Here is a 16,059-nt window from a genome sequence, read left to right on the forward strand (position 1 = left end):
CTCCTACTTGATGGTGTAGCCGGCGTCGACCTTCAGCTCGAGCCCGGTGACGTACCGGGACTCGTCCGAGGCGAGGAACAGCACGGCGTTGCTGATGTCGACCGGGTCCACCCACGGCACCGGTAGCGCGTTGGTCGTGGCGAAGATCGGCGCGGCGTCGTCGCGCGACGGGTGGTCCGCGTCGGGCAGGAACAGCCGGTAGGTGGCCTCGTTCTGGATCATCCCGGTGTCGACGCCGGTCGGGTGGACGGTGTTGACGCGGATCGAGTGCGGCGCCAGCTCCAGCGCCAGCGTCCGCATCAGCCCGACGACCGCATGCTTCGACGCCGTGTACGGCGCGACGTTCGGCGTGCCCTTCAGCCCGGCGGTCGAGCTGGTGATGATGATCGAGCCGCCGGTGCGCTGCTCGATCAGGTGCGGGATCGCCGCCTTGCAGGTGTGCCAGACGCCGGTCTGGTTGATGTCGGTGACGTCCTTCCAGTCCTCCTCGGACACCAGGTGCGACTGGTCGCCGAAGATGAAGATGCCGGCGTTGGCGCTGACGATGTCGACGTGCCCGAGCTGGGCCACGCCGTCGTCCAGCGCCGCCTTCAACGCGTCGTGGTCGCGCACGTCGGCCTTCGTCGCGACGATGCGCCGGTCCAACGCCTCCACCTGCTCGACCGTCTCGGCGAGGTCGGCCTCGGTGGCGCCCTTGTAGAACCGCGTGACGCTGGGGATGTCCTCGCAGATGTCGACCGCGATGATGTCGGCGCCCTCCTGCGCCAGCCTGATCGCGTGGCTGCGGCCCTGGCCACGCGCGGCCCCGGTGATGAACGCGACCTTGCCCTCGACCCGTCCCGCCATCGATTCGGCTCCTCTCACTTCACGACGGCGCCGGCGTCGACCGGGAGCGCCACTCCGGTGATGTAACGAGCCTCGTCCGACGCCAGGAACAGCAGCGCGTTGCTGATGTCCACCGGCTCGACCCACGGAATGGGCAGCGCGTTCATCGCCTGCGAGGCCGGCACGAAGTCGTCGCGGGTCGGGTTCTCCAGGTCCGGCCGGAACAGCCGGTAGGTGCCCTCGTTCTGGATCATCGGCGTGTCGACCTGCGTCGGGTGGATGCTGTTGACGCGGATCGAGTGCGGCGCCAGCTCCAGCGCCAGCGTCCGCATCAGCCCGACCACGCCGTGCTTGGCCGACACGTAGTGCGCGATGTTCTCGTACGCCTGCAGCCCGGCCGCCGAGCTGGTGATGACGATCGACCCGCCCTCGCCCTGCTCGACCAGCCGCGGGATGGCCACCTTGGTGGTGTGCCACACCCCGGTGAGGTTGATGTCGATCATGTCGCGCCACAGCTCTTCGGTCAGCTCGTGCGTCGGATGCGGCTGGGTGCCGATGCCGGCGTTCGCGCTGACGATGTCGAGCCGGCCCAGCTGGGCGACGCCGTCGTCGACGGCCGCCTGCAGCGCGGCGAGGTCGCGCACGTCCGTCCTCGACGCGACGATGCGCCGGTCCAGCGCCTCGACCTCCTTGACCGTCTCGGCGAGATCCTCCTCCGTGGCCGGCGGGTAGGGCAGGCCGGGCACCTCGTCGCAGATGTCGACCGCGATGATGTCGGCGCCCTCCTGCGCCAGCCTGATCGCGTGGCTGCGGCCCTGGCCACGCGCGGCCCCGGTGATGAACGCGACCTTGCCCTCGACCCGTCCGGCCATGGTCATCGCCTCACTTCTTGTTCGTGAAGCCGGCGTCGACGGGCAACGTCACGCCGGTGACGTAGCGCGCGTCGTCGGAGACCAGCCAGAGGATCGCGTTCGAGATGTCGACCGCCTCGACCATCGGCACCGGCAGCGCGTTCGCCATCGCGTTGGACAGGCTCGGGTCGTTCTGCAGGAACTCCTGCATGACGTCGTTGACGACCATCGGGGTGTTGACACCGGTCGGGTGGACGGTGTTGACCCGGATCGAGTGCTCCGCCAGCGAGTTCGCGTACGAGCGCATCAACCCGACGACGCCGTGCTTCGACGCGGTGTAGCCGAGCCCGCCGGGCTGGCTGCCGCCGATGCCGTTGATGCCGGCCGTCGAGCTGGTGAGGACGATGGCCCCGCCACCACGCTCGATCAGCGCCTGCTTGGCCACCTCCACGGTGTTGTAGACGCCGGTCAGGTTGACCGCGACGACGTCGTCCCACTCGTTCGGCAGGACGTTGACGCCCATCGGCGCGATGCCGGCGTTGCCCAGCACGATGTCGACACCGCCGAGCTGCGCGACCCCGGCGTCGAACGCCGCCTGTAGCCCGTCGCGGTCGCGGACGTCGGCCTCGGCGGCGACGATGCGCCGGTCGAGCGCCTCGACCTCGCTGACCGTCTCGGCCAGGTCCTCCGGTGTGGACATCGGGTACGCGACCGAGTCGATCTGCTTGCAGATGTCGACGGCGATGATGTCGGCGCCCTCCTGCGCCAGCCTGATCGCGTGGCTGCGGCCCTGACCGCGCGCCGCGCCCGTGATGAAGGCGACCTTGCCCTCGAGCTTGCCCATGACCTCGTCCTCTCGTCAGTTCGCCTGCGGTTGCCTCAGTACTGGGTGTTGCCGGCGTCGACCGTCATGGTGAGCGCCGTGACGTAGCGGGCCTCGTCGGAGGCGAGGAACAGCACGGCGTTGCTGATGTCGACCGGCTGGGTGATCTCGATCGGCAGGCTGTTGGTGAACATGCCGGCCAGGCGCGGGTGCTGTTCCAGCCACGCGCCGATCTGGGCCATCCCGTCGCCCGCGCCCATCGGTGTGTCGACGCCGGTGGGGTGGACGCTGTTGACCCGGATGTGGTGTTCGGCCAGCTCGTGCGCGAACGCGCGCATCAGCCCGACGACGCCGTGCTTGGCGGCGACGTACGGGGTGAGGAACGGCAGCCCTTTGAGGCCGGCCGCGGAGCTGGTGAGGACGATCGACCCGCCGCCGGCGGTGACCAGGTGCGGCGCGGCCAGCTGGACGGTGTTCCAGACACCCGTGAGGTTGATGTCGAGGGTGTCGCGGAAGACCTCCGGCGTCACCTCGTCCCAGGGCGCCAGGATGCAGATGCCCGCGTTGGCCACGACGACGTCCAGCCGGCCCAGCTCGGCGACGCCCTCGTCGATGGCCGCCTTCAACGCGTCGCGGTCGCGGACGTCGGCCTGCCGCGCGACGATGCGGCGGTCCAGCGCCTCGACGTCCTTGACCGTCTGCTCGAGGTCCTCCGGCGTGGCCGGTGGGTACCCGATGCCGGGCACCGGGCCGCAGAGATCGATCGCGATGACGTCGGCGCCCTCCTGCGCCAGCCGTACCGCGTGGCTGCGACCCTGACCGCGCGCCGCACCGGTGATGAACGCGACCTTGCCATCGACACGCCCCATTGCGCGCCTCCTTCGGATGTCAGGTGCTGCTACGCACCCCACTGAGATCCAGGCCCGCGAGCGGGCTCTCCTCGCACGCGCTGACCGGCGGCCGCTCGGGACGCCGGAGCGCGATGGTGACGGGGATCGGACCGTGCCCGCGGCGGGGGATGCTCGCGGGCGCGGTCCGATGCGAGTGGTCGCCGACCGGCTTGGGCGGCCGGGCGTCGCCTCGGGCCAGCAGCGCGTCGGCGCCGTAGCCCTGCACACACTCCGGGTCCGGACCGTCCAGTGGCAGGCCGGTGAAGAACTTCGCCGCCATGCAGCCGCCGCGGCAGGAGTCGAAGTGCTGGCACTTCGTGCACGCGCCGCCGGTCTGCGGGCTGCGCAGGTCGGCGAACAGGTCCGACTCGCGCCAGACCCGGGTGAAGCCGCCCTCGGCGCGGACATTGCCGGCGAGGAACGAGTCGTGGATGGCGAACGGGCACGCGTAGACGTCGCCGACCGGGTCGATCAGGCAGACGACACGGCCGGCGCCGCACAGGTTCAGCCCCGGCAGCGACTTCCCGTACGCGGAGAGGTGGAAGAAGGAGTCACCGGTGAGCACGTTCTCGCCGTGGTCGAGCAGCCAGTCGTACAGCTCGCGCTGCTGCTCGGCCGTCGGGTGCAGCTCGTCCCAGACGTCGGCGCCGCGGCCGGACGGGCGCAGCCGGGTGAGCCGCAACTGGGCGCCGTAGCGGTCGGCGATGGCCTTGAAGTCGTCCAGCTGGCCGGCGTTCTGCCGGGTCACGACCACGGAGATCTTGAAGCCGGCGAAACCGGCGGCGGCCAGGTTGTCCATGGCCCGGATCGCGGTGGCGTACGAGCCCGGCCCGCGGACGAGGTCGTTGACGTCGGCGGTCGCACCGTCGAGCGAGATCTGCACGTCGACGTAGTCGCTGGCGGCCAGCCGGGTCGCGACCTCAGGACTGATCTTGACGCCGTTGGTGGAGAACTTCACGCCGACGCGGTGCTCGGTCGCGTAGTCGACCAGCTCCCAGAAGTCCGGCCGCACGGTCGGCTCGCCGCCGCCGATGTTCACGTAGAACACCTGCATCCGCTCGAGCTCGTCGATGACCGCCTTGCACTCCTCGGTGCTCAGCTCGCGCGGGTCGCGCCGGCCCGAGCTGGACAGGCAGTGCACGCAGGACAGGTTGCAGGCGTAGGTGAGCTCCCAGGTGAGGCAGATAGGGGCGTCGAGTCCGTACTCGAACAGCTCGACCAGCTTCGGCTGCGTGGTCATGGGGTCCTCTCGACGACCATCTGGGACTGCACCAGGACGCCGAGCGCCTTCTCGTACCGGGGCAGCTCGGTACCGCCGACGCCGGCGGCGGTGCAGGCCGCCCGGGCCGTCGGCTCGGCCGCGAGCGACTGCACGACGGCCAACAACGTGCGGTCCTTGAGGAACGAGAGCCGGCGGGTGCCGAAGTGGTACAGCAGCGCCCCGAACGGCTCCGGCCGCACCGCGACCTGCGGGTGCAGGTCGAAGGCCCGGTCCAGGTCGATGGCGGGCACGGCGGCGCTCAGTACACGCCGCACATGCCGTCGATGGAGACCTCTTCCACCAGAGAGTCGTCTTCGACGAGGTCGTCCGGCTCGGTCACCGCTGCCTGATCCGTCTGGCTCATGACATGCTCCTTCAGGTCGGTTTGGCGGTATGGTTCGGATACTAATGGCACCCAGTGCCGAATGGAAGGGGGTGACCCGACTTTGCCCACCGACGACGGCTCCCCTGCAGGTGAGAGCGGCGCACCCCGGCTCGGACGGCGCCCGTCCACCACCCAGGCAGAGCTCAGCCACGTCGCATTGACACTGTTCGCCGAGCGTGGCTTCGACGACACCACGGTCGAGGACATCGCGGCCGCGGCCGGCATCGGGCGACGCACGTTCTTCCGCTACTTCGCCTCGAAGAACGACCTGCCGTGGGGCGACTTCGAGGCCCAGCTGGACGGCATGCGCCACCACCTGGACGGCCTGCCCGACGACCTCCCGCTGATGGACGCGGTCTGCGCCGCGGTCATCGAGTTCAACCGCATCCCGCCCGAGGAGGTGCCGTGGCACCGGCAGCGGATGCGGCTGCTGCTGGGCGTCCCGGCACTGCTGGCGCACTCGACGCTGAAGTTCCAGGCCTGGCGCGACGTCGTGGCCGAGTACGCGGGACGCCGGCTCGGGGTGCCGGCCGGCAGCCTGGAACCGCAGGCGCTGGCGTGGACGATGCTCGGCATCGCGCTGTCGGCGTACGAGCAGTGGCTGGTGCACGAGGACGCCGACCTCACCGAGCTGCTCGAGTCCGCGCTGCGGATGCTGGGCGAGCGGTTCGCGTCGTGACCCTGCCCGGCGGGTTCGGGGTCGCGCTGGACCCAGGAGCCTGGCTCGACGACGGCGTGCTGTTCGGCGGCACGCCGTTCCGGGTGGTGAGGTTGTCGTCGCCGCAGCGGGCGGCCATCGACGGCTGGCTGGCCGGCGAGCGGGTCGGCGACGACGGCATGCTGGCGCGGGCGCTGGTCGCGGCCGGGCTCGCGCTGCCGGTGCCGCCGTCCGTCGAGGCGGCCGCGTGGCCGCGGGTGAGCGTCGTGATCCCGGTGCGCGACCGGCCGCGGGCGCTGGCCCGGCTCCTGGCGGCGCTGCGCTCGCTCGGCACGCGCGAGCGGGTGCACGAGGTGATCGTGGTCGACGACGCGTCCGCCGACGCCGCCGGCCATGCCGCCGTGGCCGCCGCGAGCAGGGCGCGGCTGATCCGCCTGGACGAGCGGCACCGGGCACCGGGCGCGCGGAACGCCGGCGCCGCCGTGGCGACCGGCGACGTGCTGGCGTTCGTCGACTCCGACTGCGTCCCGGCGGCGGGTTGGTTGTCGACGCTGCTGCCGCACTTCGCCGATCCGGAGGTGGCCGCCGTCGCGCCCCGGGTCGTGGCCCTGGAGACCGGCCGCCGCGGCTGGCTGGACCGCTACGAGGAGCACCGGGCGCCATACGACCGCGGCCCACTGCCCGGCCTGGTCACGCCCGGCGGGCGCATCCCGTTCGTCCCGACGGCGACGGTGCTGGTGCGGGCCGCGCACTTCCCCGGCTTCGACACCACCCTGCGCGGCGGCGAGGACGTCGACCTCGCCTGGCGGCTGACGTCGGCCGGGCGGCAGGTGCGCTACGAGCCGGCGGCACGCGTCGCGCACGAGCACCTGACCGCGCCGCGGGCGTTCCTCGGCCGCCGCGCCTACTACGGGCGGACCGCCGCCCCGCTGGCCCGCCGGCATCCCGGCGCCGCCCGCCCGCTGGCGATGTCGCCGTGGACGGCCGCGGCGTGGGCCGCGGTGGCGCTGCGGCGGCCGGTCGCGGCGGGCGCGATCACCGCGGCGGCCTGCGCGCTGCTGGCCGCCGAGCTGCGCGGCGTGGTGGCCGACCCGGTGCGGACGGCGGTCCGGCTGGCCGGCGGCGGGACGCTGCGGGCCGGCGAGGCGGTCGCCGACGCCGTCGTGCGGACGTGGTGGCCGGCGTCGCTCGCCGCAGGTGCGCTGGTGCCCCGGCTGCGCCCCGCGCTGGCCGCGGCCGCCGTCGTGCCGGCCGTCCTGGAGTGGCGGCGGCAGCGCCCGGACCTCGACCCCGTCCGCTGGCTGCTCACCCGGCGCCTCGACGACGCCGCGTACGGCTGGGGCGTGTGGTCCGGCGCGCTGGCCACCGGCGAGCTCGACCCGTTACGCCCCGGCCTCGGCTGGCGGCTGCGGGTCGAGTCCGCCGACGACCTGGTGGCCGAGCTGCGGCGGGGCGGGACTGGGCGGGGCGGAGGGGGCGGAGGATGTTCCGCCGGCTCCGCTACGCGGCGGTGAAGCATGCCGCGGGCGCTCTTGACGCCGGCTCCACATCCCCCGCCCCCTCCTCGTCCATCCCGCGGGCGCTCTTGACGCCGGCTCCACATCCCCGCCCCCTCCTCAGGGTCCGCTTGACGCCGGCTCCGCAGCGTCGGCCCTCCGCTGCCGTCAGCGGAGGGTGGCGAAGAAGGCCTTGACGTCGGCGGCCAGCAGGTCCGGCGCCTCCAGCGCGGCGAAGTGCCCGCCGCGGTCGAACTCCGTCCAGCGCACTACCGCGCCCATCGGGTCGACGAGGTGGCGGATGGAGTTGTCGGCGGCGAAGACGGCGACCGCGCCCGGCGGCGGCGCCGGCGCCTCGGCCGGCGGCGCGGAGTGGGACGCGCTCTGCATGAACTGCCGGAACGCCTGCATCCCCTCGTAGACGACGTGCGCCGCGGTCGCGCCGGTGCCGGTGAACCAGTACAGGCTGACGTTGGTGAGCAGCCGGTCGCGGCCGACGGCGTCCTCGGGCAGCTCGGCGGCCGGGTCGGTCCACTCGCGGAACTTCTCCGCGATCCACGCCAGCTGCTCGACCGGCGAGTCGGCCAGCGCGTAGGCCAGCGTCTGCGGCCGGGTGGCCTGCAGGGCGAGATAGCCGATGCCGTCCTCGCGGAACGTGTTGAACCGCTGCGCACGCACCTGCTCCGCGTCGGACAGCCCGTCGAGCTCGACCGGCGGCCCGAACGGGTACGGCGCCGGCCCGTTGACGTGCGTGCCGACGACGCGGTCCGGGTGCAGCATCGCCAGCATGCCGACCACGCCCGCGCCGACGTCGCCGCCCTGCGCCGCGAACCGGTCGTAGCCGAGCCGGGTCATCAACTCGGCGATCGCGCCGGCCACCCGGAACAGGTTGCCCCAGCCCGGCCCGGACAGCGGCGAGAACCCGAACCCCGGCAGCGACGGGATGACCAGGTGGAACTCGTCGGTGAGCAGCGGGATCAGGTCGAGGAACTCCACGACTGAGCTGGGCCAGCCGTGCACCAGCAGCAGCGGCGTCGCGTCGGCGTTGGCCGACCGGACGTGCAGGAAGTGCAGGTCCTGCCCGTCGACGGTCGTGACGAACTGCGCGTGCGCGTTGAGCTCGGCCTCGCGGGCCCGCCAGGCGAACTCGTCGCGCCAGTAGGCGGCCAGCTCCTTCAGATAGCCGGACGGGACGCCGCGCTCCCAGCCGGTGCCGTCGACCTCGACCGGCCAGCGGGTGCGGGCCAGCCGATCGCGCAGGCCAGCCAGGTCGGCGTCGCTGATCTCGATGCGGAACGGTCGGATGTCGGTCATGGCTGGTCTCCTTCAGCGGGTGAGGTCGGCGAAGAACGCGCGGACGTCGTCGGCCAGCAGGTCCGGCGCCTCGAGCGCGGCGAAGTGCCCGCCGCGGTCGAACTCGGTCCAGCGCACGATCGTGTGGGCGGGCTCGGCGAACCGGCGGATCGCGATGTCGGTGGTGAAGTTCGCGACGGCGGTCGGCACGGCGGACCGCTCCCGCGGCGCCCACCCGGCGGCGTCGTGGAACCGCTCGTAGTAGGTGTGCGCCGTGGAGCTCGCGGTGTTCGTGAACCAGTAGATGCTGACGTTGGTGAGCAGTCGATCCCGGTCGACGGCGTCCTCGGGCAGCTCGTGGGCGGGGTCGGTCCAGTCCTTGAACTTCTCGACGATCCAGGCCAGCTGGGCGACCGGCGAGTCGGTCAGCCCGTACGACACCGTCTGCGGCCGGGTGCCCTGCAGCTGCAGGTAGCCGCCGAGCTCCTGCTGGAAGTTCTCGAACACCGCCATCCGCCGCCGCTCGGGCTCGGTCAGCCCGTCGAGGTCGCCGGACGGGAACGTCACGAACGCGTTGACGTGCACGCCGACGACGCGGCCGGGCGCGACCCGGCCGACCTCGGGCCCGATGAACCCGCTGACGTCGCCGCCCTGAACGCCGTAGCGGTCGTAGCCGAGCCGATCCATCAGCGCGGCCAGCACGGCGGCGGACCGGCCGTCGGTCCAGCCGGCCCCCGTGACCGGGCCCGAGAAGCCGTAGCCGGGCAACGACGGGATGACCAGGTGGAACTCGTCGGTGAGCAGCGGGATCACGTCGAGGAACTCGAGGTAGGAGCCCGGCCAGCCGTGCAGGAGCAGCAGCGGCAGCGCGTCCTCGTTCGCCGATCGGAGGTGCAGGAAGTGCACGTTCGCGCCGTCGATCGCGGTGGTGAACTGCGGGTACGCGTTGAGCGCCTGCTCCTGCCCGCGCCAGTCGAACCCGTCGCGCCAGTAGGCGGCCAGCTCCTTCAGGTAGCCGGACGGGACGCCTCGCTCCCAGCCCGTGCCGTCGACCTCGACCGGCCAGCGGGTCGCGGCCAGCCGGTCGCGCAGGTCGGCCAGGTCGGCGTCGCTGATCTCGATGCGGAAGGGGCGGATCTCGGTGGAGTTCGTCATGCCCCTACCGTCTCGGCAATCGCGGCCAGTTACGGGCCGCGATTGCTGCCAGAATCGACAGCATGGTGGAAACGTCGGCCCGGCTGCTGAAACTGCTGTCCTTGCTGCAACTGCGCCGCGAGTGGGCCAGCGCCGACCTCGCCGATCGCCTCGGCGTCGCGGTCCGCACCGTCCGCCGCGACGTCGACCGGCTGCGCACGCTCGGGTACCCGGTCGACTCGACGCCCGGCGTGTCCGGCGGCTACCGGCTGGGCTCCGGCGCCGACATGCCGCCGCTGCTGCTCGACGACGAGGAGGCGGTGGCCGTCGCGGTCGGGCTGCGGACGGCGGCCGGCGGCTCGGTCGCGGGCATCGAGGAGACGTCGGTGCGGGCGCTGGCCAAGCTGGAGCAGGTGTTACCGACCCGGCTGCGGCACCGCGTGACGGCGCTCTCGTCGGCGACGGTGCCGCTGCCGGTCAGCGGGCCGACGGTGAGCTCGGACGTGCTGACGGCGATCGCGGCCACCGTCCGCGACCACGAACGGCTCCGCTTCGACTACGTCGGCCACGACGGCGGCTCGTCACGCCGCGAGGTCGAGCCGCACCGGCTGGTCAACCGCGGCCGCCGCTGGTACCTCGTCGCCTGGGACGTCGGCCGCTCGGACTGGCGTACGTTCCGCGTCGACCGCATGACGCCGAAGATCCCGACCGGGCCGCGGTTCGCCCCACGCCCCGACCCCGGCGGCGACGTCGCCGACTTCGTCAACCGCGGGCTGGACCTCGCGCTGTGGCGCTACCGAGCCACGCTGCGGCTGCACGCCCCGGCCGACGCGGTCGCCGGCAGGCTGCCGGTGACGATCGGCGTCGAACCGGAGACCGACCACACTTGCGTCATCCGCACCGGCGCCGACACCTACGAGATGCTCGCCGTCTACACCGCCATGCTCGACGTCGACTTCGACGTGCTCGACCCGCCCGAGTTCGCCGTCCACCTGCGCCGGCTGGCCGCTCGCTACGTCCGCGCCGCCGGCAGCGCGCCGGAGGTCAGTACCGGTAGCGCCTGACGGTGTCCGGGTGGATGACCAGTCGCACCTGGTCGTCGGCCAGGATGGCGGCGAGGTCGGCGGCGCGGGCCGGGTCGTCGAGATCCCAGTAGCGTGCCGCCAGACGGGCGGACAGCTCGTGTGCTCCGTCGGGTTCCACCGTGGCGCGCCCGGCGATCGACACCCAGCGCTCGCGCTCACCCACCGGCGAGGCGACGACGATCGAGGCGCGGGGGTCGCGGCGCAGCTGCCGTACCTTCAGCGTGTCCGGCCCGGTGAACAGGTGGATGGTGCCCTCGGCGGTGGCCTCGAACCACACCGGCCGTGGCTGCGGAGGCAGCGGCCCGCCGGCCATGGACAGGAACCCGTGCAGCGGGCGGCGGAGGAACTCGAGGTCGTCGGTGGTCAGCGAACTGGCGTCGGTGCTCATCAGGGCCCTTCCGATGGATGGCAGACGCGGACGAGGGCGGCACCCCTGGCTGGGGTACCGCCCTCGTACGTGTGGTGCTGGTGGAGCGGCCGGACTCAGAAGTCCATGCCGCCCATGCCACCGCTGGGGTCGGCGGGAGCGGCCGGGGTCTTCTCCGGCTTGTCCGCGACGACGGCCTCGGTGGTGAGGAACAGCCCCGCGATGGAGGCCGCGTTCTGCAGCGCCGACCGGGTCACCTTGACCGGGTCGTTGATGCCCTCGGCCAGCATGTCGACGTAGTCACCGGTCGCGGCGTTCAGGCCCTGACCAGCCGGCAGGCTGCGCACCTTCTCCGCGACGACGCCACCCTCGAGACCGGCGTTGACCGCGATCTGCTTCAGCGGCGCCTCGACGGCGACCTTGACGATGTTGGCACCAGTGGCCTCGTCGCCCTCGAGCTCCAGCTTCTCGAACGCCGCCGCACCGGCCTGGATCAGAGCCACGCCACCACCGGCGACGATGCCCTCCTCGACCGCTGCCTTGGCGTTGCGCACCGCGTCCTCGATGCGGTGCTTGCGCTCCTTCAGCTCGACCTCGGTCGCCGCACCGGCCTTGATGACCGCCACGCCGCCGGCCAGCTTGGCCAGCCGCTCCTGCAGCTTCTCGCGGTCGTAGTCGGAGTCGGAGTTCTCGATCTCGGCACGGATCTGCGAGACCCGCCCGGCGATCTGCTCCGCGTCGCCCGCACCCTCGACGATCGTGGTCTCGTCCTTGGTCACGACGACCTTGCGGGCCTGCCCGAGCAGGTCCAGGGTCGCGTTCTCCAGCTTGAGGCCGACGGTCTCGCTGATGACCTGGCCACCGGTGAGGATGGCGATGTCCTGCAGCATGGCCTTGCGGCGGTCGCCGAAGCCCGGCGCCTTGACGGCGGTGGACTTGAAGGTGCCACGGATCTTGTTGACCACCAGGGTCGCGAGCGCCTCGCCCTCGAGGTCCTCGGCGATGATCAGCAGCGGCTTGCTGGCCTGCATGACCTTCTCGAGGAGCGGCAGGAGGTCCTTGACGTTCGCGATCTTCGACTCGACCAGCAGCACGTAGGCGTCCTCGAGGACGGCCTCCTGGCGCTCCGGGTCGGTGACGAAGTAGCCCGAGATGTAGCCCTTGTCGAAGCGCATGCCCTCGGTGAGCTCGAGCTCGAGCCCGAAGGTGTTGCTCTCCTCGACGGTGATGACACCTTCCTTGCCGACCTTGTCCATCGCCTCGGCGATCAGCTCGCCGATCTGCGAGTCGCCGGCCGAGATCGACGCGGTAGCAGCGATCTGCTCCTTCGTCTCGACCTCACGCGCGGTCGACAGCAGCTGCTCCGAGATGGCCTCGACAGCCCGCTCGATGCCCCGCTTCAGCGCGATCGGGTTCGCACCCGCGGCCACGTTGCGCAGGCCCTCACGGACCATCGCCTGGGCCAGCACGGTCGCCGTCGTCGTGCCGTCACCGGCCACGTCGTCGGTCTTCTTCGCGACCTCCTTGACGAGCTCGGCCCCGATCTTCTCCCACGGGTCCTCAAGCTCGATCTCCTTGGCGATCGAGACACCGTCGTTGGTGATCGTGGGAGCGCCCCACTTCTTCTCCAGAACGACGTTACGGCCCTTCGGGCCAAGCGTGACCCTGACGGCGTCGGCAAGAGAGTTCATGCCACGCTCGAGGCCACGCCGCGCCTCTTCGTCAAAGGCAATGATCTTTGGCATGGGTTCCTGGTCCTCCCATAGCGGGTGGAAGTTCCGGCTCGACGCCCGCGACGGACGGCCACCGGCCCCCGGCTCCTGTCACCGGACTCCCGCGGCCTCGCCGACCCGAAGTACTGTCACTCTCACCTCGAGAGTGCTAACAACGTGTTTAGCACTCTGCCCAGGAGAGTGCAAGCGTTGCCCTATACCCCGTATACTCGCGGGCTGTGAGTTCCGAACCGGCCGTCCGGCGAATTTCCCGGCGGGGCCTGGTCTGGCGGCTCGGCGTCACCGGCGTGGCTCTGGTGATCCTGACCATGGGCCAGCTCCAGGACACCAACGACTACTTCCCGCTCGGTTCGCTGTCGCAGTACGCGACGCCACGCGACATGGACGGCACCGTCCGCTCCGTCTACATGATGGCCGACACCGAGAGCGGCGAGCGGGTCCGGGTGCCGCTCAACCCGCAGGGCGTGGGCGTCGGACGGGCCGACATCGAATCGCAGCTGGGCCGCATCGTCGACGACCCGTCGCTGCTGCAGGCGATCGCCAACGCCTGGTCGGAACTGCACCCCGACGCCGACCCGTACGTCGCGCTCTACGTCATGCGCAGCACCTACCAGCTGAAGGACGGCATCCAGCAGGGCGAGCCGGAGATCGAGCAGCTGACGTCGTGGGAGGTGCGGCGATGAACCGCGCGCTGAGCGCCGGACGCGCCGTCGTCGGCTGGTGGACCCGGCCCGTCCCGCTGGCCCGGGTGGCCGTGCTGCGAGTCGCGATCTACCTGTTCGTGCTCTACGACATCTTCCGGCTCACCAACGACGTCATCCCGATGGCGCACGCGCCGGAGCTGTACTACCCGACCTGGGTGGGCCGGATACTGCCGCTGCCGGAGCCGTCGCTGCCGCTGGCGCACGCCCTGCAGATCGTCATCGTCGTCGGCTGCCTGGTGGCCGCGACGGGGTTCCTGCCGCGGCTGGCCGGCTGGATCGTGGCCGTCGCGTACTTCCAGTGGATGGTGTTCAGCCAGGGCTACGGGTACGTGTCGCACGACCACCTGGCGTTGATGGTGGCGGTCGTCGTGCTGCCGACGATCGGCCGGGCCCGGTTCACCGACGCCGACTCCAGCGAGGCCGCCGGCTGGGCGTTCCGCTGCATCCAGGTGTCGGTCATCGCGACGTACTTCGCGTCGGCCGTCGTCAAGTGGGTGCGCAGCGGCTCCCCGGCCGCGTGGGCCAACGGGGCGGTGTTCATCTGGGCGATCATCCGGCGCGGTTCCGACCTCGTCCGGTGGACCACCGACTACCCGTGGCTGCTGATCATCGCCCAGTGGGGCCTGATCATCATCGAGTTCCTGTCGCCCGTGGTGCTGTGGCTCAAGGGCAAGGCGCTCTACCTGGCGGTCGTCACGTTCGCCGGCTTCCACCTGATGACCTACCTGGCGCTGGGCATCCACTTCCTGCCGACGGTCATCTGCTGGCTGGCGTTCCTGCCGCTGGAGCGGCTGGTGCCGGTGGCGCAGCGGCTGCGCGACCGCGTCCGCCAGCGCCCCCCGACGCCGGCGGGCACCGCCTGAGGGCATCGGTCGTTCGCCGGGGCTCGCCGAGTTGGCTTGGGGGTCCACAGCCGTTGGCCGTCCCCTTGGGGCCCGTTCGCGGTGTCGTCGACGCCGCTCGTGTGGCGAGCAGGCCACTCGCTCTGGGACCGCTCAAGGGTCGTCGGCGGCTGCCATGCGGCAGTATCGCGAGCGAGGCGCCCCCTGCCGAACGCCACGCCGACCCGGGCGGCTCAGGGCGCGAGTGACGGCACCCGGCGGATCCCGAACCGCTTCCTGAGTGCCCGCTTGGCGGCGAACAGGCCGCTCATGCCGTGCACCGCGGGGCCGGGCGGCGTCGACCCGGAGCACAGGTAGACGCCCGGCACGGGGGTGGCGTACGGGTTCCAGGCCAGCGTGGGCCGGGCGAAGATCTGCCACATGGTCATGGCGCCCGCGGCGATGTCGCCGTCGCGGTAGTTGGCGTTGTGGTCGGCCATCTTCGCGGCCGGGATGGTGTGCCGTTCGACGACGAGGTCGCCGAAGCCGGGAGCGAACCGTTCGATCTGCGCCTGCACCGCCGCACCGACGTCGACGGTGGAGCCGGCGGGCACGTGGGCGTACGTCCAGAACGGCCGCAGCCCGCCCACCTCGCGGCCGGCGTCGAAGAGCGCGGGGTCGGAGGCCAGGATCATCGGGTGCTCGGCGTGCCGGCCGGCCGCCACCTCGGCCTCGGCGTGCGACATCTCGGCCAGCGTGCCGCCGACGTGGATGGTGCCGGCCCGGCGGACCTCCGGGTGCTCCCACGGCACCGGGCCGGAGAGCACGAAGTCGACCTTGGCGGCCGCGTTGCCCGCCTTGAACCGCTCGACGGCCCGGCGGTAGCCCGGCGGCAGCTGCTCGCCCAGGATGCTGGCGAGGATCCACGGGCTGGTGTCGAACAGGTAGGCGCGCGCCTTCGGCAGCTGCGCCATCGAGGTGATCTCGGCGCCACGGTGGATGCTGCCGCCGTGCGCCTCGAGGTCGGCGACCATGGCGTCGACGATGGCCTGGCTGCCGCCGACCGGCAGTGGCCAGCCCGGCGAGTGCGCCAGCGCGCCCAGGGACAGCGCGGTGCCGGCGGCAGTGAGCGTGGGGATGGGCGTGATGGCGTGTGCCGCGACGCCCATCAGCAGCGCGGGCGCGACCTCGTCCTTCCAGCGGAGCTTCCCCAGGCCGGTGCCCTGCTCGAGCATCGACAGCGCGAACTGCGCCGCTGTGAGCAGGTCGGGCGGCAGGCTGCGGCGGTCGGAGAGGGCCAGGTCGACGACGGCCGGCGAGTGCCGGACGAGGGGCCGCATGAGCCGCCGCCAGGCCGCGCCGTCGGGCCCGAGGCCCTCGACGGTGCGGTCGAGGTCGCGGTAGGCGATGCCGGCCCGTCCGGCGTCGAGCGGCTGGGCGTAGGAGACCTCGGGATAGGTCAGCCGGACGCCGCGCGCGGGGAGATCGAAGGCGCGGAAGAAGGGCGATGCGGCCGCCATGGGGTGCACCGCGGAGCAGATGTCGTGGACGATGCCGGGCGCCAGGCCGAGGTCGAGGGTGCGGGCACCGCCACCGACGGTGCGCTGGGCCTCGTAGACCCGGACCTCGAGACCGGCCCGGGCGAGCACCACCGCGGCCGCCAGCCCATTCGGGCCGGACCCGACGACGACGGCGTCACACTGCTCCGACGCCTGCACATCGTCATCCTACGT

At 72.0% G+C, this 16,059-nt stretch carries 17 protein-coding genes; 5 read left to right on the top strand and 12 right to left on the bottom strand.

Going from position 1 to position 16,059, the window contains the following annotated elements; all coding sequences use genetic code 11:
- Positions 1–3 precede the first annotated feature (3 nt).
- From DZA62_RS14220 to mftA, 7 genes are read right to left on the bottom strand one after another with little or no spacing between them, the layout of a single operon-like run.
- A complete protein-coding gene (locus tag DZA62_RS14220; RefSeq protein ID WP_116949564.1) occupies positions 4–846 on the bottom strand; it encodes a mycofactocin-coupled SDR family oxidoreductase in 843 nt (280 codons plus the stop codon).
- 14 nt (positions 847–860) lie between these two features.
- Positions 861–1,697, bottom strand: coding sequence for a mycofactocin-coupled SDR family oxidoreductase (locus tag DZA62_RS14225; protein ID WP_116949833.1), 837 nt, complete (start codon positions 1,695–1,697; stop codon positions 861–863).
- A gap of 10 nt (positions 1,698–1,707) precedes the next feature.
- Positions 1,708–2,520 (bottom strand): mycofactocin-coupled SDR family oxidoreductase, encoded by an 813-nt coding sequence (locus tag DZA62_RS14230; protein WP_116949565.1) that lies wholly within the window; start codon positions 2,518–2,520, stop codon positions 1,708–1,710.
- Positions 2,521–2,555: 35 nt separating this feature from the next.
- The gene (locus DZA62_RS14235) at positions 2,556–3,368 is read right to left on the bottom strand and encodes a mycofactocin-coupled SDR family oxidoreductase (RefSeq protein WP_116949566.1); all 813 of its coding nucleotides are present in this window, start codon (positions 3,366–3,368) and stop codon (positions 2,556–2,558) included.
- A gap of 19 nt (positions 3,369–3,387) precedes the next feature.
- Entirely contained in the window at positions 3,388–4,629 is a 1,242-nt protein-coding gene (gene mftC / locus DZA62_RS14240; RefSeq protein ID WP_116949567.1) for a mycofactocin radical SAM maturase, read from the bottom strand.
- A complete protein-coding gene (gene mftB, locus DZA62_RS14245) occupies positions 4,626–4,901 on the bottom strand; it encodes a mycofactocin biosynthesis chaperone MftB (RefSeq protein ID WP_232827448.1) in 276 nt (91 codons plus the stop codon). The genes mftC and mftB overlap by 4 nt, the downstream gene beginning before the upstream one ends.
- 8 nt (positions 4,902–4,909) lie before the next feature.
- A complete protein-coding gene (mftA, locus tag DZA62_RS14250) occupies positions 4,910–5,014 on the bottom strand; it encodes a mycofactocin precursor MftA (protein ID WP_116949568.1) in 105 nt (34 codons plus the stop codon).
- 82 nt (positions 5,015–5,096) lie between these two features.
- Here mftA and mftR point away from each other — a divergent pair, with 82 nt between their 5' ends.
- Positions 5,097–5,714 carry a mycofactocin system transcriptional regulator gene (mftR, locus tag DZA62_RS14255; RefSeq protein ID WP_232827449.1) on the top strand — a complete coding sequence of 206 codons (618 nt, stop codon included), beginning with the start codon at positions 5,097–5,099 and terminating at the stop codon, positions 5,712–5,714.
- Positions 5,711–7,207 carry a mycofactocin biosynthesis glycosyltransferase MftF gene (mftF, locus tag DZA62_RS14260; protein ID WP_269813881.1) on the top strand — a complete coding sequence of 499 codons (1,497 nt, stop codon included), beginning with the start codon at positions 5,711–5,713 and terminating at the stop codon, positions 7,205–7,207. Before mftR ends, mftF begins: the two co-directional genes overlap by 4 nt.
- 150 nt (positions 7,208–7,357) lie before the next feature.
- Here the strand turns inward: mftF and DZA62_RS14265 are convergent, their stop codons facing one another.
- Positions 7,358–8,503 (bottom strand): epoxide hydrolase family protein, encoded by a 1,146-nt coding sequence (locus tag DZA62_RS14265; protein WP_116949571.1) that lies wholly within the window; start codon positions 8,501–8,503, stop codon positions 7,358–7,360.
- 12 nt (positions 8,504–8,515) lie between these two features.
- Complete coding sequence (locus DZA62_RS14270; protein WP_116949572.1) at positions 8,516–9,637, bottom strand: epoxide hydrolase family protein; 1,122 nt, start codon at positions 9,635–9,637, stop codon at positions 8,516–8,518.
- A gap of 62 nt (positions 9,638–9,699) precedes the next feature.
- Between DZA62_RS14270 and DZA62_RS14275 the strand changes: the two genes are divergently transcribed.
- Positions 9,700–10,680, top strand: a complete 981-nt coding sequence (locus DZA62_RS14275) for a helix-turn-helix transcriptional regulator (protein WP_116949573.1) — start codon at positions 9,700–9,702, stop codon at positions 10,678–10,680.
- Here DZA62_RS14275 and DZA62_RS14280 read toward each other — a convergent pair.
- Both DZA62_RS14280 and groL read right to left on the bottom strand, forming a co-directional pair.
- Positions 10,661–11,089, bottom strand: a complete 429-nt coding sequence (locus DZA62_RS14280; RefSeq protein ID WP_116949574.1) for a pyridoxamine 5'-phosphate oxidase family protein — start codon at positions 11,087–11,089, stop codon at positions 10,661–10,663. The two genes, DZA62_RS14275 and DZA62_RS14280, sit on opposite strands and share 20 nt — an antisense overlap.
- 95 nt (positions 11,090–11,184) lie before the next feature.
- Complete coding sequence (gene groL / locus DZA62_RS14285) at positions 11,185–12,813, bottom strand: chaperonin GroEL (RefSeq protein ID WP_116949575.1); 1,629 nt, start codon at positions 12,811–12,813, stop codon at positions 11,185–11,187.
- A 206-nt stretch (positions 12,814–13,019) separates the two neighbouring features.
- On the opposite strand from groL, the gene DZA62_RS14290 reads away from it, so the two are divergent.
- Positions 13,020–13,484 carry a hypothetical protein gene (locus DZA62_RS14290; RefSeq protein ID WP_116949576.1) on the top strand — a complete coding sequence of 155 codons (465 nt, stop codon included), beginning with the start codon at positions 13,020–13,022 and terminating at the stop codon, positions 13,482–13,484.
- Positions 13,481–14,368: a hypothetical protein gene (locus DZA62_RS14295; RefSeq protein ID WP_198663760.1), complete on the top strand. Its 888-nt coding sequence runs from the start codon at positions 13,481–13,483 to the stop codon at positions 14,366–14,368. Before DZA62_RS14290 ends, DZA62_RS14295 begins: the two co-directional genes overlap by 4 nt.
- 212 nt (positions 14,369–14,580) lie before the next feature.
- On the opposite strand, the gene DZA62_RS14300 is transcribed toward DZA62_RS14295, so the two are convergent.
- Positions 14,581–16,044 carry a phytoene desaturase family protein gene (locus DZA62_RS14300; protein WP_116949577.1) on the bottom strand — a complete coding sequence of 488 codons (1,464 nt, stop codon included), beginning with the start codon at positions 16,042–16,044 and terminating at the stop codon, positions 14,581–14,583.
- Positions 16,045–16,059: the final 15 nt, after the last annotated feature.

Origin of the sequence: Jiangella endophytica, from assembly GCF_003427025.1 — a bacterium.
GTDB classification, from domain to species: domain Bacteria; phylum Actinomycetota; class Actinomycetes; order Jiangellales; family Jiangellaceae; genus Jiangella; species Jiangella endophytica.